The sequence below is a fragment of the Achromobacter spanius genome (assembly GCF_003994415.1).
In the GTDB taxonomy this organism is placed as follows: domain Bacteria; phylum Pseudomonadota; class Gammaproteobacteria; order Burkholderiales; family Burkholderiaceae_B; genus Achromobacter; species Achromobacter spanius_C.
On record NZ_CP034689.1, the window covers coordinates 3,993,415 to 4,015,683 of the forward strand.

Annotated in this window: 18 protein-coding genes; 8 read left to right on the plus strand and 10 right to left on the minus strand. The window is 65.2% G+C overall.

What is annotated here, in order from left to right:
• Positions 1 to 15 precede the first annotated feature (15 nt).
• From ELS24_RS18175 to ELS24_RS18185, 3 genes are all read right to left on the minus strand, one after another.
• The gene (locus tag ELS24_RS18175) at positions 16 to 957 is read right to left on the minus strand and encodes an ABC transporter permease (protein ID WP_127186387.1); all 942 of its coding nucleotides are present in this window, start codon (positions 955 to 957) and stop codon (positions 16 to 18) included.
• 97 nt (positions 958 to 1,054) lie between these two features.
• Positions 1,055 to 2,005 (minus strand): siderophore ABC transporter substrate-binding protein, encoded by a 951-nt coding sequence (locus tag ELS24_RS18180; protein ID WP_050445318.1) that lies wholly within the window; start codon positions 2,003 to 2,005, stop codon positions 1,055 to 1,057.
• Between the two features lie 55 nt (positions 2,006 to 2,060).
• Entirely contained in the window at positions 2,061 to 4,082 is a 2,022-nt protein-coding gene (locus ELS24_RS18185) for a ligand-gated channel protein (RefSeq protein WP_127184954.1), read from the minus strand.
• Between the two features lie 210 nt (positions 4,083 to 4,292).
• On the opposite strand from ELS24_RS18185, the gene ELS24_RS18190 reads away from it, so the two are divergent.
• Together ELS24_RS18190 and ELS24_RS18195 are read left to right on the plus strand one after the other, a co-directional pair.
• Complete coding sequence (locus ELS24_RS18190) at positions 4,293 to 5,006, plus strand: response regulator transcription factor (protein WP_050445316.1); 714 nt, start codon at positions 4,293 to 4,295, stop codon at positions 5,004 to 5,006.
• Positions 5,006 to 6,427 carry a HAMP domain-containing sensor histidine kinase gene (locus ELS24_RS18195; RefSeq protein ID WP_127184955.1) on the plus strand — a complete coding sequence of 474 codons (1,422 nt, stop codon included), beginning with the start codon at positions 5,006 to 5,008 and terminating at the stop codon, positions 6,425 to 6,427. The genes ELS24_RS18190 and ELS24_RS18195 overlap by 1 nt, the downstream gene beginning before the upstream one ends.
• Here the strand turns inward: ELS24_RS18195 and ELS24_RS18200 are convergent.
• The 4 genes from ELS24_RS18200 to ELS24_RS18215 all read right to left on the minus strand — a co-directional run bounded on the left by ELS24_RS18200 (position 6,417) and on the right by ELS24_RS18215 (position 11,667).
• A complete protein-coding gene (locus tag ELS24_RS18200; RefSeq protein ID WP_240669334.1) occupies positions 6,417 to 8,669 on the minus strand; it encodes a TonB-dependent receptor domain-containing protein in 2,253 nt (750 codons plus the stop codon). The genes ELS24_RS18195 and ELS24_RS18200 overlap by 11 nt on opposite strands.
• Positions 8,670 to 8,877: 208 nt before the next feature.
• Entirely contained in the window at positions 8,878 to 9,696 is an 819-nt protein-coding gene (locus ELS24_RS18205; RefSeq protein WP_127184956.1) for a TatD family hydrolase, read from the minus strand.
• Positions 9,697 to 9,737: 41 nt separating this feature from the next.
• On the minus strand, positions 9,738 to 10,442 hold the full coding sequence (locus ELS24_RS18210; protein ID WP_127184957.1) for an ABC transporter ATP-binding protein: 705 nt from the start codon (positions 10,440 to 10,442) through the stop codon (positions 9,738 to 9,740).
• The gene (locus tag ELS24_RS18215; RefSeq protein ID WP_050445312.1) at positions 10,435 to 11,667 is read right to left on the minus strand and encodes a lipoprotein-releasing ABC transporter permease subunit; all 1,233 of its coding nucleotides are present in this window, start codon (positions 11,665 to 11,667) and stop codon (positions 10,435 to 10,437) included. The genes ELS24_RS18210 and ELS24_RS18215 overlap by 8 nt, the downstream gene beginning before the upstream one ends.
• Positions 11,668 to 11,845: 178 nt before the next feature.
• On the opposite strand from ELS24_RS18215, the gene ELS24_RS18220 reads away from it, so the two are divergent.
• From ELS24_RS18220 to ELS24_RS18245, 6 genes are all read left to right on the plus strand, one after another.
• Complete coding sequence (locus ELS24_RS18220; protein ID WP_127184958.1) at positions 11,846 to 12,790, plus strand: hypothetical protein; 945 nt, start codon at positions 11,846 to 11,848, stop codon at positions 12,788 to 12,790.
• A complete protein-coding gene (recJ, locus tag ELS24_RS18225) occupies positions 12,772 to 14,472 on the plus strand; it encodes a single-stranded-DNA-specific exonuclease RecJ (RefSeq protein ID WP_127184959.1) in 1,701 nt (566 codons plus the stop codon). Before ELS24_RS18220 ends, recJ begins: the two co-directional genes overlap by 19 nt.
• Positions 14,473 to 14,782: 310 nt before the next feature.
• Positions 14,783 to 15,887, plus strand: a protein-coding gene (prfB, locus tag ELS24_RS18230) for a peptide chain release factor 2 (RefSeq protein ID WP_100856261.1) whose coding sequence is annotated in 2 segments (ribosomal slippage) — positions 14,783 to 14,863 and positions 14,865 to 15,887 — 1,104 coding nt in all. Because the reading frame shifts where the segments join, the coding sequence is not laid out codon by codon here.
• A gap of 43 nt (positions 15,888 to 15,930) precedes the next feature.
• On the plus strand, positions 15,931 to 16,686 hold the full coding sequence (locus ELS24_RS18235; RefSeq protein ID WP_127184960.1) for an SDR family oxidoreductase: 756 nt from the start codon (positions 15,931 to 15,933) through the stop codon (positions 16,684 to 16,686).
• Positions 16,687 to 16,696: 10 nt separating this feature from the next.
• The gene (gene lysS / locus ELS24_RS18240; RefSeq protein ID WP_127184961.1) at positions 16,697 to 18,220 is read left to right on the plus strand and encodes a lysine--tRNA ligase; all 1,524 of its coding nucleotides are present in this window, start codon (positions 16,697 to 16,699) and stop codon (positions 18,218 to 18,220) included.
• A 24-nt stretch (positions 18,221 to 18,244) separates the two neighbouring features.
• Positions 18,245 to 18,565: a hypothetical protein gene (locus ELS24_RS18245; protein WP_050445307.1), complete on the plus strand. Its 321-nt coding sequence runs from the start codon at positions 18,245 to 18,247 to the stop codon at positions 18,563 to 18,565.
• A gap of 71 nt (positions 18,566 to 18,636) precedes the next feature.
• Here ELS24_RS18245 and ELS24_RS18250 read toward each other — a convergent pair whose 3' ends face one another.
• Genes ELS24_RS18250 through ELS24_RS18260 form a run of 3 tightly spaced genes read right to left on the minus strand, consistent with a single transcriptional unit; the run spans position 18,637 to position 22,268 of the window.
• Complete coding sequence (locus tag ELS24_RS18250; protein WP_127184962.1) at positions 18,637 to 19,269, minus strand: TetR/AcrR family transcriptional regulator; 633 nt, start codon at positions 19,267 to 19,269, stop codon at positions 18,637 to 18,639.
• Positions 19,270 to 19,275: 6 nt separating this feature from the next.
• Entirely contained in the window at positions 19,276 to 20,430 is a 1,155-nt protein-coding gene (locus ELS24_RS18255; protein WP_127184963.1) for a thiolase family protein, read from the minus strand.
• Positions 20,427 to 22,268, minus strand: coding sequence for an AMP-dependent synthetase/ligase (locus ELS24_RS18260; protein WP_417219198.1), 1,842 nt, complete (start codon positions 22,266 to 22,268; stop codon positions 20,427 to 20,429). Before ELS24_RS18260 ends, ELS24_RS18255 begins: the two co-directional genes overlap by 4 nt.
• Position 22,269: the final 1 nt, after the last annotated feature.

The following is a 22,269-nucleotide window of genomic DNA, read 5'->3' on the forward strand; positions in this document are numbered from 1 at the left end:
CCAGAGAAAGCAGTATCAACCAAGGCGATTCCTCCGCAGTCGCAGCAAGCCCAGGAACAGGACGCTGCCGACCACGCCGACCACGGTGCCGATCGGGATTTCGTAGGGGTGAATCACCAGCCGGCCAATGATGTCGCAGGCCAGCACGAACACGCCGCCCAGCGCCGCCACCCACGGAATGGCGCGCCGCATGTTGTCGCCCAACACCAGGCTGACGGCGTTGGGCACGATCAGCCCCAAGAATGGAATGCCGCCCGCCGTCACTACCACCACCGCCGAAATGGCTGACACAATCAGCAGGCCCACGAAGGTCAGCCGCGCGTGGTTCAGGCCCAGGTTGGAGGCGAACTCGCGCCCCATGCCCGCCACCGTATAACGGTCGGCGGCGGCGTAGGCGGCGCATGCCAGCGCAAAGCCGATCCACAGCAATTCATAACGGCCGCGCAACACGCCCGAGAAATCGCCCGTGGTCCAGGCGTGCAGCGATTGCAACAGGTCGAATCGAAACGCCAGGAAGGTGGTTGCCGCGTGGATGACGCCGCCCAGGATCAAGCCGATCAACGGCACGATGAAGGGCGTGCGCAGCGGCACGCGGCGCAGCAGCGCCAGGAACAGCAAGGTGCCGGCCAAGGCGAAGGCCGTGGCGGTGAGCATCTTGCCGATCACCGGCGTGTCGGGCGCCAGCAAGGTAACAACCAGGATGCCCAGCGTGGCCGATTCCACGGTGCCGGCGGTGGTGGGTTCCACAAAGCGGTTGCGCACCAGCATCTGCATGATCAGGCCCGCCACCGCCAGCGCCATGCCGGCCAGCAGCAAGGCCAGCGTGCGCGGCACGCGGCTGACCATCAGCAGGCGCCAGGCGCGCTCGGCCTCTTCGCCCCCACCCCATAGCGCCGTAAGCGACAACGTGCCCGCGCCCAGGCTGACGCTGGCCACGCACAGCGCCACCAACAGCATCAACACCGCGGCCAGGCCGCCCCAACCGCTTAGCACCCGCCGCCAATTCACAAACGCCCTTCTTGTAAAACCGTCGTGCTGATTGCTTTCATGCCAACTACTTTCCCGCCGCCAACGCCGCCGCGATGTCGTCCACGTTCTGCTGCATGGCCGTCAAGCCGGCGCTGCCCAGCAAATACCAGTTGAAGCCGTTCAAATACACCACGCGCTTGTTCTTCCACGCCTTGGTGGGACGCATCAGTTCGTTGTCCAGCATGCGCTGCGCCGACACACCTTCACGGCCAATCGCGGCATCGCGGTCAATCACGAAGAGCCAGTCCGGGTCCATCTCGGCAATGAACTCAAACGAGACGGCCTGGCCGTGGTTCGACACGTTCAAATCCTTGGAGGCCGGCTTGATGCCAAACGCATCGTGGATGACGCCAAAGCGCGAACCCGGACCATAGGCGCTCATCTTGCCGCCGGTGGTCAGCACGATCAGCGCCGTGCCGGCCGTGGCCGCCTGGCCTTGCAGCGCGGAGATGGACGCGCGCAAGGCATCCAACTGCTGCTTGGCCTGCGCCTCTTTGCCGTAGATGGCGGCCAGGGTTTCGGTGTTGCGCGTCACGCTGCCGACCAGGTCGCGCGGGTTGGCGGTCAGGTCGATGGTGGGAGCCAGCTTGGACAGTTCATCGTATTTGGGCGCCGACCGGCCAGCCACGAAAATCAGCTGCGGCTGGGCGGCATGGATCACCTCGTAGTTGGGTTCAAACAGCGACCCGACTTTCAGGTAGCGCTCGTCGGCGTACTGCGCCAGTTGCGGCGGCAGCTTGGCCACCGTGGGCACGCCCGACACATCCACCCCCAACGCGTGCATCGTATCCAGCACGGCCATGTCCATGACGATGGTCTTGGTTGGATTGGCAGGCACGTTGGTTTCGCCGCGCGCGTGTTTGACGGACACGGTGGCCTGCGCCACGCACACCCCGGCCGCCGCGCTCAGCGCCAACGCGGCGCCCGCCTGTAGCAGCCAACGGCGGGCACAGCTCTTTTTTTTCAGCATCGTCATAGAACCCTCTGTGTATTGCGGGGGGACGAGAAGCGCCCCCCCTTGCTCATTGCGATCAGAATTTCACGCCCACGCCCAGCCAGTAACGGCGGCCGTCTTCCACGTACTCGTAGTCGTCATACGTGACCTGCTTGTCGAACAGGTTGTAGATGCCGGCATACACCGATACGGTCTTGTTCACCGCGTACGACGCGCCCATGTCCACGAAGGTATAGGACGGCGCCACCACCGCCGACGACGACGCGCCCGTGGTGGGCTGGCTTTCCTTGCCTCGGTAGTTCACGCGCGCCCAGGCTTCCAGCGCGTCCGACGCCTGCCAGTTCACCGTGGTGGTGAACAAATGCTTGGGCAGTTGGTTCAGCGGCTCACCCTTGTACTGGCCCGACTTCTGTTCCGACTTGGTGTACGTGTAGCTGCTGGTCATGGACCAGTCACGCGCCAGCGGCAGCTTCATGCTGGCTTCGACGCCACGCGACACGGCCTTGTCCACGTTCATGTAGGTGGTGGGATTGGAGCCGAACTGGTTGGGGCCTTCCGTGCATTGCGACAAGGGGCAAGCCACGCGGGTGATCTTGTCCTTGAAGTCGTTGTTGAACAAAGTCAGGCCGGCGTTGAAGCCTTCGCCATCGTCATACAGGATGCCGATTTCCTCGGTGACCGACTTCTCGGGCGTCAGGTCGGGGTTGCCGTACATGTTGCCGCCCCGGCTGACCTGGCCCCAGCCCGCCACCGTCTGGCGCAGGTCCGGTGCGCGAAAACCCGTGGACACGCCGCCCTTCAAGGTCCAGCGGTCAGCCATGTGCCACACGCCATACAGGCGCGGGCTGAAATGGGTGCCGAAGTTTTCGTCTTCGTCCATGCGCAGGCCGGTGGTGACGGCAAACGATTCGGTCAGGCGCCATTCGTCTTCAGCAAACAAGGCCCACTGATAGCGGTCGACCTTGCTGGGGCCGCCGGCCAGTTGGTTACCGGTCTGGTCGTTCAGGCGCTGGCTCAAATAGGTGCCGCCCAAGGTCAGCATGTGCGAGCCCAGCGGCATGGTCCAGCTGGTTTGCAGATTTAGGTTCTTGACCTTCATCTGACGCGAGCGGTTGTCAAACTCTTCCTGCTGCACATAGCTGTCCGACACGGCCCAGCCCCAGCGCCCGGTGTGCGACAGCGCCCACTTGTTGCTGCGGTAGTCGTTCTGGCCCGACGCCGGGCAGCCGGTGCGTGGGCACGCCACGCCCGGCTCCAGCGGGGCCACCGTCTTGCCCAGCGTTTCCTGCATTTTCTGGCGCATCGTGGTGGCTTCCAGCACGATGTCGTGGTCGCGGTTGGGCGTCAGCGCCAGCTTGGCCGTGACGCTGTCCGAATTGCGCTTGCGAAAGCCGTTGACGATGTCGTCTTCGTCGCGTTGCGAGGCCTGGCCGTAGATCTGCAAACCCAGCAAATCGTTCTTGATGGGACCCGCCAGGTAGAAGTTGCCCTGGTAGATGTCGCCCGATTTATTGCTTTCCTGAATGGTCGTGTCCATGCGGATCTCGCCGCCCCATTCATCGGGAACCTTGCGAGTGATGATGTTGATCACCCCGCCCATGGCGTCCGAACCATACAGCGACGACATCGGGCCGCGCACCACTTCGATGCGCTCGATGGCGGCCAGCGGCGGCGTCCAGCCGCCTTCCACGCCGGCGGAATCCGAGTTGGTGCGGGTTTCACGAGAGCTCTGGCGCTTGCCGTCGATCAGGATCAGCGTGTATTGCGGGCCCATGCCACGCAGGCTGATGTCCTGGCGGTCACCGCCACCCGTGATGATGACGCCCGGCACTTCCAGCAAGGCGTCGTTCACGTCGCGGTAGAACTTCTTGTCCAGGTCTTCGCGGGTGATCACGCTGATGGACGCGGGCGCATCCTGAATCTGCTGTTCGTAGCCACTGGCCGTTACCACGACGGTTTCCAGGGTCTTGGCTTCGTTGGCGTTCTGCGCCCACGCCGCCCCCGGGCCCATGCCCAAACCCGCTGCGCAAAGTGCCGCCGCCAACTGCGTGCGCGATGTCAAAACACGGCCGCCCAAGGCCAGATCGTTGCTGCTCATGATGCTCGCTTGCTCCCGTACCAGACCTTGCCGCGCCCCTTGCGCGGCCTTGGGTCTGCCTCTTATTTCTTAATGAAAACTATTCTCATATTAGAATTGAGGCCTTCGGAACCCGGCAAACACCTTTCCGCAACTTTTATCTTCTTCGCACTTCTTGACACTCCGGCAGGCGGCGTTCAGCCACACTACCGGGTGCGGAACCCCATCAGAATGCTCTTCTCACAATCAGCGCCTGCGCGCCGCATCCTGCTCATCGACGACGACGTCGAACTGGCGCAGATGCTGCAGGAATACCTTGAACCCAATCATTGCCTGCTCAGCCTGGCTCACACGGGCGCCCACGGGCTTGCCCTGTTGGCGCAGCACGACTACGACCTGATCCTGCTGGACCTGATGCTGCCAGATGGCAATGGCCTGGACCTGCTAAAGCAATACCGGCAACGATCGCGACGCCCGGTCATCATGTTCACGGCGCACGGCGGTGAAACCGACCGCGTGTTGGGACTCGAATTCGGCGCCGACGACTATCTGGCCAAGCCCTTCAGCCCGCGCGAGCTCAAGGCGCGCATGACGGCGGTGCTGCGGCGCTTTGAAGAAATTCCGGAAACCACCCGGCCCAGCCTGACGGTGGGCGCCTTGTCGCTGGACCCGGCCACGGGCCGCGCGCGGCTGGACACCGAAGAGGTGCCGCTGACAGGCGCCGAGCAGCGCATCCTGGAACTGCTGATGCGCGCGCCCGGCCAAGTGGTGGCGCGCGAGCAGATCGGCCTGTATGCGCTGGGCCGACGGCCTGACCGCTACGACCGCAGCATCGACACCCACATCAGCGCCTTGCGCAAGAAGCTGCATCTGGACCAGGCCAACGGCGCGCTGTCGATCCGCAACCTGCGAGGCCTGGGCTATGTGCTGGCGGGTTCGGCCTGATGCCCTGGTTGTTGCCCACGCGGTCGCTGTTCTGGCGCGCATTCCTGACGTTCTGGTCTGCCATGGCCATCATCCTGGTCTGCGGCATGCTGTTCACGGCGGCCGTCGCCTGGTATCGCATCAATTCCCTGGACGGCCTGAATCCCGCCAGCCTGACGCACGACGCGGAACAGGTGGCGCGCATCCATGGCGAAGGCGGGCTGCAACGCTGGGTCGAAGCGATGGACCAGCGCTATTCCGCGCTGAAGATCTACATCCTGGACGCAAACGACGCCGAAATCCTGGGCCGCACGCTGCCCGCCCGCATGCACGATTGGCTGAGCGCCTATCGCGCGGCATCCGATCGGCCCATGCAGGCGGACCTGCTTTCCCCCGATCCCGCGGGCCAACGCGTGTCATGGTGGCAACCCCAGCGTCTGGTGCTGCCTGATGGGTCCGAACGGCTGATGCTGTTCCTGCCCTTCGATTCCTCGCACTGGGAAGTGCTGGGGCTGTCGCCCGTGGCGCTGGCCTTGCTGCTGTTCGCGCTGGCCGTCACGGCGCCCTTCTGTTGGGCGCTGACGCGTCACGTCACCGCGCCCCTGACGCAGTTGCGCCACACCACGCATGCCTTGGCGGCGGGCGACCTGGACGCCCATACGCCGGCCAAGCTGGCCGGGCGCAAGGACGAACTTGGCCTGCTTGCGCGCGACTTCAACGCCATGGCGGACCGCTTGAAGGCGGTGGTGGATACGCGCGAACAATTGCTGCACAACATCGCGCACGAGCTGCGGTCACCGCTGGCCCGCCTGCGCCTTGCCAGCGAGCTGGCGCGCCGCAAGGACGAACGCCAGGACGTGCAACTGGACCGCATCGAACGTGAATGCGAGCGGCTGGACGCGCTGGTCGGCAGCACCTTGCGGCTGGCCCGCCTGGGCGCGCTGCCGGAACCGCGCGACGTGCTGGACCTGAGCGACATCGTCAGCGCGGTGGTGGACGACGCCCGCTTTGAAGCCAGCGAACAGCAGCTGCGTATCGTGTGGGAGCCGCAGGCGCCTGTGCCCCTCATCGGCGACCGCGACAGCCTGTCCAGCGCCATCGAAAACGTCATGCGCAACGCGCTGCGCTTCGCGCCCGCCCACAGCGCGATCCGGGTGCGGCTGCTGGAGCACGCCGATGTCGTTTGCGTAGAGATTGAAGACCGGGGGCCCGGGGTTGCGCAGGAAGACCTGGAATCCCTGTTCGAACCATTTTTCCGCGCCGCCTCGGGCGCCAGCACGCCGGGTTCCGGCGCGGGCCTGGGCCTGTCCATTGCCCAGGCCGCGGTGGCGGCACATAAAGGCCGCATCCGGGCACGCAACGTCTCGCCGCAGGGCTTGAGCGTGCGCATCGAACTGCCGCGCGAGGCGCGGCAACCGTTGTCCACCGGCATCAGAACGTGATGTTCGCCGATACCCACAAGCGGCGGCCTTCCAGCACCTGGCGGTACGAGTTGGTCCAGTTGGCGTTCGCCGCGGGCGTGGTGGAACCCACCTTCGTCGGACCGTAGTTCACGAAGTTCTTGTCGAACAGGTTGAACACCGACGCCGACAGGGTCACGTTCTTGTTGACGGTATACGACCCACCCGTGCTGGCCAGCCAGTACGGGTTGTAGAACACCTGCTCTTTTTCCCAGTTCATGTTGTTGAACTGCTTGGCGCGGTATTCGCCACGCGCCCACACGTTGAACTGGTCGTTGATGCGCCAGTTCAAGCCCAGGTTCAGGGCGTGGCGCGGCTGCGAGCCCAGGGGCTGGCCCTGCTTGTCGCCCGAGGTCACTTCGCTGGCGGTCAGCGTGTAGTTGCCGTTGAACGAGACGCCGCCGCCCAGCGGCACCCGGCCGCCCAGCTCAAAGCCCTGGATGGTGGCGGTATCGACGTTCACGCGCTGCGAAAAGTCCGCCACGGGGATGCCGTTGCGTTCCCAGACGCCCAAGTCCAGGCACCCGGCCACCGGGCCGCCCACGGCCAGGCAATTGGGCACGCTTTGGTTGTCGATCTTGTCCTTGAACTTGGTGTGGAATGCCGTCAGGTTGCCGGACAGGCCCTCGCCGTCGTCAAACAGCAGGCCCAATTCAGACGCGGTGCTGCTTTCCGGCTTCAGTTGCGAATTGCCCAGCAAGGGCTTGGTGCCCTGCGCGCCCAGGCCGATGATGCCGTCCGTCATCAAGTTGATGTCGGGCGTCTTGTAGCCCTTGCTGACACCGCCTTTGACCGTCCACATCGGCGTGGCGTTCCACACCAGGTAGCCGCGCGGGCTCCACTTGCCGCCGAATTGTTCGTTGCGGTCGTAGCGGGCGCCGGCCGTCAGCGCCAGGTCGTCGACAATGCGCCATTCGTCTTCGGCGAACAGCGCCCATTGATACTGGCGCTGGTCCAGCGGCGCGGACACCAGCGTGTCCTTGAAATGCTGTTCACGCCACTGCCCGCCCACGGTCAGGTTGTGGCGTTCGTTGAGCAGCGGCGTCGTCCACTTGGTGTCGAACACCCAGTTGTCGTATTCCAGGTCGCGCTTGTCGCCGTCTGTGGGGCGGCGCGGCGCATTCATCGGATTGGTGCGGCCGATGGTTTCGGTGGTGTCGTAAACAAGGCTGGTGTCGGAACTGAGCGAACCGCTGTAGCGGCCCAGGTGCGTCAGCGCGTAACGCTGGCGGTTGAACTTCAATTCGGGTTCGTAGCCGCCGCCCTGTCGCTTGGGCGCGATGCTGCTGTTCAGCGTGCCCAGTTCCTCGTTGCCGTTGTCATAGGTTTGCCAGTTGCTGTCCACGTCGAACAGCACGTCGTGGTTACGGTTGGGCGTCAGCGCCAGGCGCAGGCCCACGTTCTGTTGCGTGCTGTCGCCCAGGCCCGAAAAGGCGGCGATGTTGCCGGTGTAGTAGCCGCTGTCGGCTTCCGCCTGGTTGGCGGGGTAGCTGCCATGCGCGCTCAGCCGGCGGTAGTGGCCGCCGCGCAGGGTCAGGCCCAGCTTGTCGGTCTTGATGGGGCCGCTCAGGTAAAACGCCGCACCGTAGTTGTTGCCGTAGGTGTTGTCGCCTTGCGCGGTGCCGTCCAGCGTGATCTGGCCGATCCATTCCTGGCTGGTCTTGCGCGTGATGATGTTGATCACGCCGCCCATGGCGTCCGAGCCATACAACGTGGACATGGGGCCGCGCACGACTTCAATGCGTTCAATGGCGGCCATGGGCGGGATGAAGTTGGTGTCCACGTCGCCAAAGCCGTTGGGCCGCGCACCCGAACTGTTCTGGTTCAATCGCTTGCCGTCAATCAGAATCAGCGTGTAGTCGCTGGGCAGGCCACGGATGCTGATGTTCATGCCGCCCGCCTTGCCGCCGCGTTCCACCGTCACGCCTTCCACGTCGGCCACCGCATCGGCCAGGTTATGAAACGGCTTGGTTTCAAGCTGTTCACGCGTGATCACGGAAATGGACGCGGGCGCGTTCTTGATTTCCTGCTCGAAGCCGGCTGCGGTGACCACCACGGTATCCAGTTGCGCAACGCCCTGGGTGTCTTCCATGCCCCGGTTGGCCGACTGCGCGTGGGCCGCGCCGGTCATGGCGATGGCCATGACCAGGGGCAGCAGGCGGAAAGCTGGAAGGGTTGTGGGACGAACTGCCCCCAGGACGGTAACGCTTTTCTGAGTAGACATAAGGAATCGCAGGGAACCACCCGGGCGGGTGGCGCGCATCGCGCTGATTGGGATTTTTAACGAACGCCAATGATAGGCATTCCCAATAAGCGGTCCATCCTTTTGCCAGCTTTCATTCAGTTTTTAGAAAGCTTTCAGAAATTTCTTAGATCTGTGATGCATCCCTACGACAACTACTGTCATTTGCGTTAAAAATTCAGGGACGGATTTAGTCGTCGTCCGTCAGAATCGCGGCCGGCAAGCGCGGCAATACTCGCATCGCATTGGCCGTGGTGGCATGCGCCACCTGCGCGGGCGTGATGCCGCGCAGCTCCGCCAGAACGGCGGCGATACGCAGCAATTCGCCCGGCCGGTTGCGGCGCTGGGGCGGGTGCAGCCAGGCAGGAGGAATATCCGGCGCATCGGTTTCCAGCACCAGGTGCGCCAGGTCCACGTCCACCGCATGGCGGCGAATCTGCAAGGCCCGTTCATACGTCATGGCGCCCCCCATGCCCAGCGCAAACCCGTGATCAATGAACGCTTGGGCTTGCTGCGCGCTGCCGTTGAAGGCGTGCGCGATGCCGCCAATGGGGCCATGGCGACGCAGGTATTTCAGCAAAATGTCTTGCGACCGGCGCACATGCAGCAACACGGGCAGCTTGAATTCCGCGGCCATGTCCAGTTGGGCGGCATAGAACCGTTCCTGCCGTTCGCGCGCTTCGCCAGCGGAAATCTCGGGCACGAAAAAGTCCAGGCCAATTTCACCGATAGCAACAAAGCGGGGGTCGCCCAGGCACTGTTTGATGGTGTCGCGCAGCACGTCCAGGTCGGACTCTTGCGCGCGCTGCACGTAAAGCGGATGGATGCCCAGCGCGTAGGCGCCGCCGGCAATCTGGCCGGCCAGCCGTTGCACCACGGAAAAGTTGGCGCGTTCGATGGCGGGGATGACGATGGACCCGACGCCGGCTTCGCAAGCGTGGTCGGCCACCTGCTGGCGGTCGGCGTCGAATTCCGCGGCGTCCAGATGACAGTGGGTGTCGATCAGCATGGGCATGGCCTCCTTGGCGGAATTATGCACCCCTGCCCGGCTTACCCCGACACCAGCCTGCCGCTTTCCATCAACAATTGGCGGTCGGCGCGGGCAGCCAGTTCGGGGTCGTGCGTAACGATGGCGAACGCCGTACCCGATTCCTGGTTCACGCGGGTCAGCAGCTCAAACATCTTGTGCGCCGTGTTGCGGTCCAGGTTGCCGGTGGGCTCATCGGCCAGCACACACACCGGGCGCGTCACCAGCGCGCGCGCCAAGGCGACCCGCTGGCGTTCTCCGCCCGACAACTGACCCGGAAAATGGTCTTCGCGCGCGGCCAGGCCCACCAGCGCCAGCACCTCGCGCGCAGCCTCGCGGGCCTTGTCGCGGCTTTCGCGACGCACGATCAGCGGCATCGCCACGTTATCCAGCGCCGAAAATTCCGGCAGCAGATGGTGAAACTGGTACACAAAGCCCAGGCTGCTGTTGCGCACCGCGCTCTTCTTGGCTTCGGACAAGCCCACGGCCAATTTGCCGTCCACCGACACCGAGCCGCTGTTGGGCACGTCCAGCAGGCCAAGAATGTGCAACAAGGTGCTCTTGCCCGAGCCCGACGCGCCCACGATGGCGACCATCTCGCCGCGCGCCACCGTCAGGCTGACATCGCTCAGCACATCAATGCGGGCAGCGCCATCGTCGTAGAACTTGACGATATTTTCGGCTTGCAGCGCGGGGGTCAGGGCGTCTGCGTTGGGAATCTTAATCATGGCGCAGCACCTGTGCCGGTTGCAGGCGCGAAGCGCGCCAACTGGGATACAGCGTGGCCAGCAGCGACAGCACCAAGGACGTCAGGCCGATGGTGACGATGTCGCCCATTTGCGGGTCCGACGGCAACGCACTGATGAAATAGACTTCGCGCGGCAGGAAATGCACGCCCAGCAGGCGCTCGATGAACGGCACGATCACGTCCACGTTGTAGGCAATGGCAATGCCGCCCACCACGCCCAGCAAGGTGCCGATGACGCCGATCAAGGCGCCCTGCACCAGGAAGATGCGGGCCACTTCGCCCGGCCCCGCGCCCAGCGTGCGCAGGATGGCGATGTCCGACTGCTTGTCCTTCACGGCCATCACCAAGGACGACAGCAGGTTGAACGCGGCCACGGCGACGATCAAGGCCAGGATCAGGAACATCATGCGCTTTTCGGTCTGCACGGCAGCAAACCAGGTGCGGTTGTTGCGCGACCAGTCGCTGGCCATCACGTAGGGCGGCAAGACCTTCTTCAGTTCGACCGCCACTTCGGGCGCTTTCTGCATGTCGGCAATGCGCAGCCGCACGCCCGCCGTGCCGCTTTCGCGGAACACGCGCGCGGCGTCCTGGTTGTCCACGAACGCCAGCGACGAATCGTATTCATAGTGGCCCGACGAGAACACGCCCACCACGGTGAACTGGCGCATGCGCGGCGCGAAACCGGCCGGGCTGATCGAGCCCTGCGGCGCCATCATCAGCAGCGTGTCGCCCACTTTGACGCCCAGGCCATCGGCCAGCTCATTGCCCAGCACCACGCCGAAGCCGCCGGCTTTCAGGTCGGTCAGCTTGCCCGATACCATCTGGCGCGGCAGGTCAGACACGTTGCCTTCGGTGGCCGGGTCGATGCCCCGTACCTGCACACCCCGCAGCGCCTGGCCGCGTACCAGCATGCCCTGCGCCGCCACGAAGGGCGCGCCGGCCTTGACCTCGGGGTTCTGCTCGGCGGCGGTGGCAAACTGCTGCCACTGCTCAAGCACCCGCTCGGGCAAGGCGCCGGGGATATAGAGTTCGATGTGCGGCAGCACCGACAACATGCGGTCGCGCACTTCTTTTTGAAAGCCGTTCATCACGGACAGCACCACGATCAGGGCGGCAACGCCCAGCGCGATGCCCGCCATGGAACTGGCGGCGATGAAGGAGATGAAGCGATCGCGGCGCCCGCGTCGCTGGCGGATTCGGGCCATCCCGGCATAGCGGGCGCCTATCCAGAGTTCGTAGGGTATTTTTAGCACGTGCGCATTATGGCATTAACGGCCTGGAAATCGCGCCGCGGATGTGCGGTTCCACGACCAGCCGTGTCAAGCTATGGCAGGTGCCAACGCCGCTTAGTTCCCGCCGCCTTGCCAGACTACAATCCCCGCCATGCTGATCGTCATTCCGGGCGCCCTGCCCGCCCTTCCCGTTGCCGCCGAACTGGCCAAACTGCTGCCCGAGCGCGCCCCCACGCTGCACCACTGGTTGCAGGCCGGCACCGCCCGCGCCACGCCGTTTGATATGCGCGCCCACGGCTGTACCGCATTTGAATCCTGGCAACTGAACCGCGCGGGCTACCAGGCCGAACCCGGCCTGCTGCAAGGCGCGGGGCTGGGGCCCCTGCTGGCGGGGGACCAAGCCCCTGCCGGCCAGGCCGTTTGGCTGGCCGAGTTGGTCCACCTGGCATTGGGGGCCGATCAGGCCAACCTGCTGGACCCGGCGCAAATGGATTTGCGCGCGCAGGAATCCGACGCCCTGCTGGACACGGCGCGCCCGCTGTTTGACGGCACGGGCTTCGCCGTCCACGCGCTGTCACCCCAACGCTGGCGCTTGACGCTGCCCGAGGGCTTGCGTCCGCAGACCGCGTCGCCGCAGGTAGTGGCCGGCCACCGTCTGAACGAATGGTGGCGCCAAGACGCCGAAACCCGGCCCTGGCGCCGGCTGCTCAATGAAATCCAGATGGCGTGGCACGAACACCCCGTCAACGACGAGCGCGCCGCGCGCGGCCTGCCCCCGGTCAATGCCTTGTGGCTGTACGGCGGCGGCACACCCTGGACGGCCGCGCCTGCCAGTGCGGAATACGTGCTGACCGGGCTGGACACCCCGCAACGGACGGGCGACTGGTCCGGCTGGCTGGACGCCTTGGCCGAACTGGATGCGCAGCACCTGCGCCCGCTGGCCGGCAAGCATGGCCTGCCCGCCGCCCCCACCGAACTGCTGCTGCTGGGCGACGACCGCCAAGCCGCGCTGACCCTGAAACCGCGCGGGGGCCTGCTAGGCTTGCTGCCCGCGCCCAAGAAAAACTGGAGCGCCTGGTGGTCTCACCCCGCTTAACGACCCGACCCGCCGCCCTGGAAGCCTGCCGCATCCTGGAAGCGTCCGGCATCCATCCGCTGCTGGCCCGCCTGTGGGCCGCGCGCGGCGTCACGCACCCTGATCAAACCAAGCTGGCCTGGCCGTCGTTGCTGCCGCCCGCCGGCCTGACCCATTCCGCGCACGCCGCCGGCGTGCTGGCCGATGCCATCCAGGCCGGCAAGAAGCTCTTGATCGTGGCCGACTACGATTGCGACGGCGCCACCGCCTGCGCGGTCGGCCTGCGCGCCCTGTCCGCCATGGGCGCCGACGTTGACTTCCTGGTGCCGAACCGCTTTGAAACCGGCTATGGCCTGTCGCCCGCCGTGGTGGACCTGGCCGTGCGCCACCGCAGCGGCAAGCCCGACATCATCATCACCGTGGACAACGGCATCGCCAGCGTCGACGGCGTGGCCGCCGCCAACGACGCCGGCATCGGCGTGGTCATCACCGACCACCACTTGCCGGGCGACACCTTGCCCGACGCGCTGGCCATCGTGAACCCGAACCAACCCGGCTGCGGTTTCCCGTCCAAGAACCTGGCGGGCGTGGGCGTGATCTTCTACATGATGCTGGCCTTGCGCGCCGAACTGCGCCGCCGTGGCGTCTACCCGGCCGATGGCGGCCCGCGCCTGGATACGCTGTCAGATCTGGTGGCCTTGGGCACCGTGGCCGACGTGGTCAAGCTGGACGCCAACAACCGCCTGCTGGTCACGCAAGGCCTGCAACGCATGCGCAGCGGCCGCCTGCAACCGGGCCTGCGCGCGCTGTTCGCCGTGGCCGGCCGCGAGCCGCGCAGCGCCAATGGTTTCGACCTGGGCTTTGCGCTAGGCCCGCGCATCAACGCGGCGGGCCGTCTGGCCGACATGAGCCTGGGCATTGCCTGCCTGACCACCGACGACGAAGCCCAGGCGCTGGAAATGGCGCGAGAGCTTGACAACATCAACCGCGAACGCCGCACCATCGAAGCCGAAATGCGCGAGCAGGCGCTGGCCGCCATGGAAGAACCCAACGCGGCGGCGGGCGCCACGGTCTGCGTGTTCGACCCCGGTTGGCACCAGGGCGTGGTGGGCCTGGTGGCCTCGCGCCTGAAAGAAAAATTCTGGCGCCCCACCCTGGCGTTCGCCCCCGCGGGCGACGACGAGATCCGGGGGTCGGGCCGTTCGATTCCCGACGTGCACCTGCGCGACGCGCTGGACCTCGTGTCCAAGCGCCACCCCAACCTGATCCGCAAGTTCGGCGGCCACGCCATGGCCGCCGGCCTGACGCTGGGCCGCGCCGACTTCCCCGCCTTCGCCCCCGCATTCGACGCGGCGGTGCGTGAGCTGACCGGCCGCGACACGTTTGAGCCCGTCATCGAAACCGACGGGTCTTTGGAGTCGGGCTACGCCAACGCCGAAGTCGCGGGCATGCTGCAGCAACAGGTCTGGGGCGCCGGCTTTGCCGCTCCCTTGTTCCTGGACGAATTCACCGTGCGCAACCAGCGTTTGGTTGGTGAAAAGCATTTGAAGCTGTCATTGGAACGCGGGCATCAGCGCTTTGACGCCATCTGGTTCGGCCACGACCAATCGTTGCCGGAACACATACAGGCCGCGTACCGGCTGGAGCAGAACGTGTGGAACGGGATGGTGTCGGTACAGTTGGTGATCGAACACGCGGGGTAGAACACAAATTCACATCCGTAGGATGGGTGAAGCGCGGCAAAGTCCGCGCAAGAACGCAGGTGTAGAACGCGCGCAACCCATCAAACAACGCCGAATTCTCATGGGCCGTATCTATACGGTGGCGGCCGGCTGATGGGTTACGCGCGTCCCGCACCTGAATTCTTGCCAACGCCTTCCCGCGCTTCACCCATCCTACGATCAGCGCGCCCGCTCTATCCCATCCGTCCCCCCGTCTTACAACACCCGCCCGCGCTATTGCCTCATCCACGGTAAAATGCCAGGTTTCGCACAAAAGTCATCAGGAATCATCATGGAAGCCGAACGTCAGAACCAGCTCGCAGCCCGCCTCGCCGATTATGCGGAGCGCGAACAGGCTCTACGGAGGTATCTTTGACTACGATGCCAAAGCTGAACGCCTGCACGTTGTAAACGCTGAGCTTGAAGACCCGGCGGTCTGGAACGACCCCAAGCACGCCCAGGACCTGGGCCGTGAAAAGAAAGCCCTGGAAGACGTGGTGGAAACGCTCACCGGTCTTGGCACGGGCCTGGCCGACGCCAATGAATTGTTCGAACTGGCCGAGGCCGACGACGACGATTCCACCCTTGAATCCATCGAAAAAGACGCCGACGCATTCCAGGAAAAGCTCGAAAACCTGGAATTCCGCCGCATGTTCTCCAATCCGGCCGACCCGCTGAACTGCTTCCTGGACATCCAGGCGGGCGCGGGCGGCACGGAAGCGCAGGACTGGGCCTCGATGCTGCTGCGTCAGTACCTCAAGTACGCCGAGCGCAAGGGCTTCAAGGTCGAAGTCCTGGAAGAATCCGAAGGGGACGTCGCGGGCATCAAGTCGGCCACCATCAAGATGGAAGGCGAATACGCCTTTGGCTACCTGCGCACCGAAACCGGCGTGCATCGCCTGGTCCGCAAAAGCCCGTTCGATTCCTCCGGCGGCCGCCACACGTCGTTTGCCAGCGTGTTCGTGTACCCGGAAGTCGACGAATCATTCGAAGTTGAAGTGAACCCCGCCGACCTGCGCGTGGACACCTACCGCGCGTCCGGCGCGGGCGGTCAGCACATCAACAAGACCGATTCCGCCGTGCGCCTGACCCACATCCCCACGGGCATCGTGGTGCAGTGCCAGAACGACCGTTCGCAGCACCGCAACCGCGCCGAAGCCATGCAGATGCTGAAGTCCAAGCTCTACGAACTGGAAATGCGCAACCGCATGGCCGAACAGCAGAAGCTGGAAGACTCCAAGACCGATGTGGGTTGGGGCCACCAGATCCGTTCCTACGTGCTGGACCAGAGCCGCATCAAGGACCTGCGCACGAACGTTGAAATCTCCAACACGCAAAAAGTGCTGGACGGCGACCTGGATCCCTTCATCCAGGCCAGCCTGAAGCAAGGCGTTTAAGTTTGTCGCAGTACTTCCGCTAACCGCACCCAGAGGTCCACGAATGTCTGACACCATCGCAATCCTTACCGGCGCTTCGCGCGGCATCGGCGCCGCCATGGCGCGCGGCCTGCTCAAACCGGGCACCCGCCTGATCACGCTGGCGCGCCGCGAAGACCCCGAACTAGCCGCCTACGCGCGGTCGCAGGATGTGCAACTGGAACAACTGTCCGTGGACCTCTCGGACCTGAAGGCAGCGGAAACCGCGGCCGAACGCATCTGCTCGGCCCTGCCCCGCGATGCCAAGCGCTATCTGCTGATCAACAATGCGGGCACGGTGCACCCCGTGGCCGGCACCGACGCCTTGACCGACAGCGCGGCCATTACCGCCGCGTTCAATCTGAACGTCACCGCCGTCATGCTGCTGACCGCGCGCTTTTTGGCCGCCGTCGAAGACCTGAAGGCCGACCGCCGCGTGCTGAACATCTCGTCTGGCGCGGGCCGCAACCCGAACGCCGGCTGGGGCGTCTACTGCGCCACCAAGGCCGCGCTGGACATGTATACGCGCGTGGTCAAGCAGGAACAAGGCGATGACGGCGCGCGCATCGTCGCGCTGGCCCCCGGCATCGTCGACACCGACATGCAGGTCGCCATCCGTTCCAGCGACCCCGACAGCTTCCCGGCGCTGGCCAAGTTCCAGGACTTCCACGCCACCGGCAAGCTCGCTTCGCCCGCCAACGTGGCCGCCCGCATCCTTGCCTACCTGGATCGCGAAGATTTCGGCACGACCGAAATCGACGACATCCGCAATTACGACTGATCCCCTTACCATGACCGACCACTCGACCACTCCGGCACCCGCCCAGGATGAAAACCGCTTGATCGCCGAACGGCGCGCCAAGCTGGCCAAACTGCGCGAAACCGGGGTCGCGTACCCCAACGATTTCGTTCCGGACGCCCGCGCCGCCGCGCTGCACGACAAGTACGACGGCGAAGAACAGGAAGCCCTGGCCGCCGCCGCCGTCACCGTCAAGGTCGCCGGCCGCATGATGCTCAAGCGCGTCATGGGCAAGGCCAGCTTCGCCACGCTGCAAGACAGCACCGGCCGCATCCAGATCTACCTGGACCGTGGCACGCTGGGCGAAGACAACTACGCCGCGTTCAAGCAATGGGACATCGGCGACATCATCGCGATCGAAGGGTCGGTCTTCAAGACCAACAAGGGCGAACTGTCGGTGCATGCCGCCACCGCCCGCCTGCTGTCGAAGTCGCTGCGCCCGCTGCCCGACAAGTTTCACGGCGTGGCCGACCAGGAACTGCGCTACCGCCAGCGCTACGTTGACCTGATCATGACTGACACCACGCGCCGCACGTTTGAAGCGCGCAGCAAGGCCGTGGGCAGCATCCGCCAGTTCATGCTGAACGCCGGCTTCCTGGAAGTCGAAACGCCCATGCTGCACCCGATTCCGGGTGGCGCGGCGGCCAAGCCCTTCGTCACGCACCACAATGCGCTGGACATGGAAATGTACCTGCGCATTGCGCCCGAGCTCTACCTGAAGCGCCTGATCGTCGGCGGCTTCGAGCGCGTGTTCGAAGTCAACCGCAACTTCCGCAACGAAGGCGTCAGCCCGCGTCACAACCCTGAATTCACGATGATGGAGTTCTACGCGGCCTTTGCGGAATACCGCTGGCTGATGGACTTCACGGAAGAACTGATCCGCCAGGCGGCCGTCTCGGCCACCGGCAGCGCCGTGCTGACGTATCAGGAACGCGAGCTGGACTTGTCCAAGCCGTTCGACCGCCTGACCATCTGCGAAGCCATCCTGAAGTACGCGCCGGGCTACACCCAGGAACAACTGGACGACCCCGCCTTCGTGCGCGCCGAATTGAAGAAGCTGGGCGCGGATGCCGACGGCCCCGTGCTGTCGCGCGCCGGCCTGGGCGCGCTGCAACTGGCGCTGTTCGAAGAGACGGCCGAAGCCAAGCTCTGGAACCCCACCTATATCATCGACTACCCGGTTGAAGTGTCGCCGCTGGCGCGCGCTTCCGACACGCGCGAAGGCATCACCGAGCGCTTCGAGCTGTTCATGACGGGCCGCGAAATCGCCAACGGCTTCTCGGAATTGAACGACCCCGAAGACCAGGCCGAACGCTTCCGCTCGCAAGTGGAAGCCAAGGACGCGGGCGACGAAGAAGCCATGTTCTACGACGCGGACTACATCCGCGCGCTGGAATACGGCATGCCTCCGACGGGCGGCTGCGGCATCGGCATCGACCGCCTGGTCATGCTGCTGACCGACAGCCCCAGCATTCGCGACGTCATCCTGTTCCCGCACCTGCGTCGTGAAGACTAAAGGCTGCTTGGCCAAGGCCGCGTCATGATCTTCAAGATCTTGATGCTGCTGCTGATCGCGGCGGGGCTGATCTACTGGATCAAGCAACCCCGCCGCGTTCTGCCGGCTTCGCCCTATGTCTCCGCGCGGCCGCGCCGGCCGGTGTTCATTGCCTTGTGCATCGCCGCCGCGATCTCCGTGGCGGCCGCGATCTTGACGGCCCTGCTGTGGATGGGTGGTGTGGCCGGCGGCGTCACCGGCGGCGGCTATCACGGCGAAGCCGACTTCCTGCTGCCCGTATCCGCTTGCCTGCTGGCCTTGGGCGTGGCGTGCGCCGTGGCTGCATTCTTGAAGCGTCGCGGCTAGGCGCCGGCATCAGGCGATGGTGATGTGGGCCCACTCGGCGCCGACATCATCGGCGACGCGTCAGCATCCCCCTACAGCGGCCACGCGCCCGCCCCTTCTGGCAGTGTCGGCAACGACGCCGACAACATCGCATCAATGAAAGCCGCCGGCGCCAGACGCCCGTCCGGCTTGTACCACTGCACCGTCAGGTTCATTGCCCCCAGCACGCAGCGCTTGATGACGCGCGCATCGCCCTTGATCAGGCCTGCATCCACGGCCCCCGCCACCACCGACTGCCACATCGCCTCGTAGTGATCGCTTAGCGCCTTCACCGCCGACTGGCTGGGCGCGGACAAGCTGCGCCATTCGTACACCAGCGCGTTCATGGCGTCGCCGCCCGCCCCTTGCAGCATGCTCCACATGTGCACGCGAAACAGCGCCGCCAGGCGGTCGGCCGGCGCGTCGTAGTGCGCCAGCGCCCGTTCGCCGCCGTCGATCACTTCCTGGATGCCGTTGTTCATGACGGCCACCAGTATTTCTTCCTTGCTGCGGAAATGGTGGAACAGGCTGCCGGACTGCAAGCCCACGGCGCGGGCCAGTTCGCGCACGGTGGTGCGCTCGTAGCCGTGCTTGCAGAACAGCCTGCCCGCCGTCAGCACCAGCTCGCGGCGGCGCTCCGACTCCGTGCCTTCATCGCGCGGCGCGGCGGCCACGGTCTTGTTCATGGCGCTTCACAGTCTCTGGATGATGGTCGCCGTGGCCATGCCATGGCCGATGCACATCAGTTGCATGCCGATCTCGCCCTCGGTGGCTTCAAGCCCGGCCAGCATCTTGGCCATCAAGCCCGCGCCGGTCGCCCCCAAGGGATGGCCGTGCGCAATCGCGCCGCCCCACGGGTTCACGCGCGACGGCTTGGCGTCCAGCTCGCGCTGCCAGGCCAGCACCACGCTGGCGAAGGCCTCGTTGATTTCGATCCAATCGATGTCGTCCAGCGCCAGGCCGGCACGCGCCAAGGCCATGCGGGCGGCGGGGATCACGCCCGTCAACTGCATCACGGGGTCTGAGCCGACCGCCACCCGCGCCAGGAACCTGGCTCGTGGCCGCAGCCCGTCTGCCAGCGCCGTGTCGTGGTCGGCCAGCAATACCGCCGCCGCGCCGTCGGCCAATTGGCTGGCGTTGGCAGCGGTGACACCACCCTGCCCCGCCGGCCGCATCGCCGGCGCCATGGCCGCCATGCGCGCCGGGTCGGTAGTTTCGCGGATGCCTTCATCGCGATGCACAGCGGCCTGCGGACCAGGCAGCAATTCCGCGTGCAACCCGGCGCGCGCGGCGGCCCAGGCGCGCGCATGGCTTTCGCGTGCCCAGTCATCCATGTCGGCCTGCGACAAGCGCCAGTGCTCGGCAATGCGCTCCGCGCTTTCAATCTGGTGGATCAGGGCATGGCGTTCCAGCAGCGCCGGGTTCAGCGATTCAAAGCCCTTGAATTCGCTTTGCCCCAAGGTCACGTCCAGGAACATCGGCACCCGGCTCATGCTTTCGACGCCGCCCGCCACCACATAGCGCATATCGCCCGCCGCGATGGCTTGCGCGCCGAAGTGCACCGCCTGCTGGCTGGATCCACACATGCGGTTCAGCGTCACGCCGGGCACGCTTTCCGGCAGGGTCGACAGCATCGCCGCCAGGCGCCCCACGTTCGCGCCCTGCTCGCCCGCCTGGCTGACGCAGCCCGCGATCAGGTCCTCGACCTTTTCACCAGGCAAGCCGGCACGCGCCAGCAAGCCGTCCACCGTCTGCGCCAGCAGCGTGTCTGGCCGCGTGTCGGCCCACCATCCGCCGCGCCGACCGAACGGCGTGCGCACCGCTTCCACGATCACGGCTTCGTTCATGCCATCGTCTCCTCAACGTAGAGCATTTCAATTTCCTTGGCGTAGGTGCGATAGATGCTGGCCCGGCGCACTTTCATCGTGGCCGTCACCTCGCCATCGTCATGATCCAGTTCCTTGGTCAGCAGGTGAAAGCGCTTGATCTGCGACACCGGTGCAAGCCCCGCGTTGGCGCGCGACACTTCCTGCTGAACCAGTTCACGCACCTCGGCCGACTCGGCCAATGACCGGAAATGCGTGAACGCAATGCGGCGCGACTCGGCCCACTTGCCCACCGTGTCGAACTCCAGCTGGATCAGCGCCGACACGAACTTGCGGCCATCGGCAATGACGATGCATTCCTTCACATACGGGCTGCCCTTGACGGCGTTTTCAATTTCGGACGGCGTCAGGTTCTTGCCGCCCGCCGTGATCATGATGTCTTTCAGGCGGTCCACGATGCGTACGCGCCCGTCCTGTTCCGCCACCACGTCGCCCGTGTGCAGCCAGCCATCACGCACCGTATCCGCCGTGGCGTCCGCGTTCTTGTAATAGCCCTGGAACACCATGTCGCCGCGCACCAGCAGTTCGCCGGCGTCACCCATCTTCCACTCCACGCCCAGAATCGGTTCGCCCACCGTGCCTACTTTCACGCGGTCGGGATGCTGGCCGAAGATCATGCCGGCCGATTCCGTCAGGCCATACACTTCCACCAGTGGCACGCCCAGGGTGCGGAAATAGCGCACCACGTCAGGCGGGATGGGCGCGGCGCCGGTCATTGCGACGCGCACGCGCCGCAAGCCGATGAAGTTCTGCAAGGCGCGCAGCACCAGCCAGTACCACAGCGCATGCGTCAGTCGTTCGCCCGGGCTGTACTGCGCGGGCGACTTTTCCAGAAAGGGTGCGCAGCGCGCCAATGCCTGCCGGTACAGCCACTGCTGCAAGCGCCCCGCTTCCTGCATCTTGATCGAAATCGATGCGTGCAGCTTTTCCCAGATGCGCGGCACGCCCAGGAAGATCGTCGGCGCGACTTCGCGCAGGTCTTCCTGCACCGTGCGGATGGATTCGCCAAAGTTCACCTGCGACCCCAGATACAGCGGCACAAAGGTGGACAGCATTTGTTCGGCTACATGGCACAGCGGCAGATACGACAGATGCACGCTGTGCGCGTCCATCGACAAGCGGTCGGCGATGCCCGGCGCCACACCCCGCATGTTGCGGTAGCTGAGCATCGCGCCCTTGGGCTTGCCGGTGGAACCGGAGGTGTAAATCATCAAGCCGGTTTCATCCAGGCGCTGCGTATCCAGCGCGGCGTTCAAGGCCGCGAATTCCGCGGACTCACGGCGTGCCCCATCAGCTTCGATCTCGGCAAAGGTCACGATGCGCTCGCGCTCGGCCGGTGCATAGGAACGCAGCCCCTTGGTCTCGATCATCACAATGCGGCGCAGCAGCGGCAAGCGGTGCGCCACCTGCAACACCTTGTCGGTCTGCTCCTGGTCTTCACACACCACGAGCTCGACGTCGGCATGCTCCAGCACATAGCCCATCTCTTCGGCCGGGCTGGTGGGGTACACGCCCACGGCCACGCCCCCTACCGTGCCCGCCCCCAACTGGGTCAGCAGCCACTCCACCCGGTTCTCGGACACGATGGCAACCCGGCCGCCCACACTCAAGCCCAGGGCGCGCAGGCCGAGCCCTACGCGGCATGCCCGCTGCCAGTAGCCCGCCCAGGTCAGCGGCTTCCAGATGCCAAAGTCTTTTTGCCGGATGGCTATGGCCTCGGGCTGCCGCCGCGCCTGCTCGCGCAGCATCTGCGGCAGGGTCAGTTCGGGCCAAACGGCGGGGTCAATCAACGCAACCATG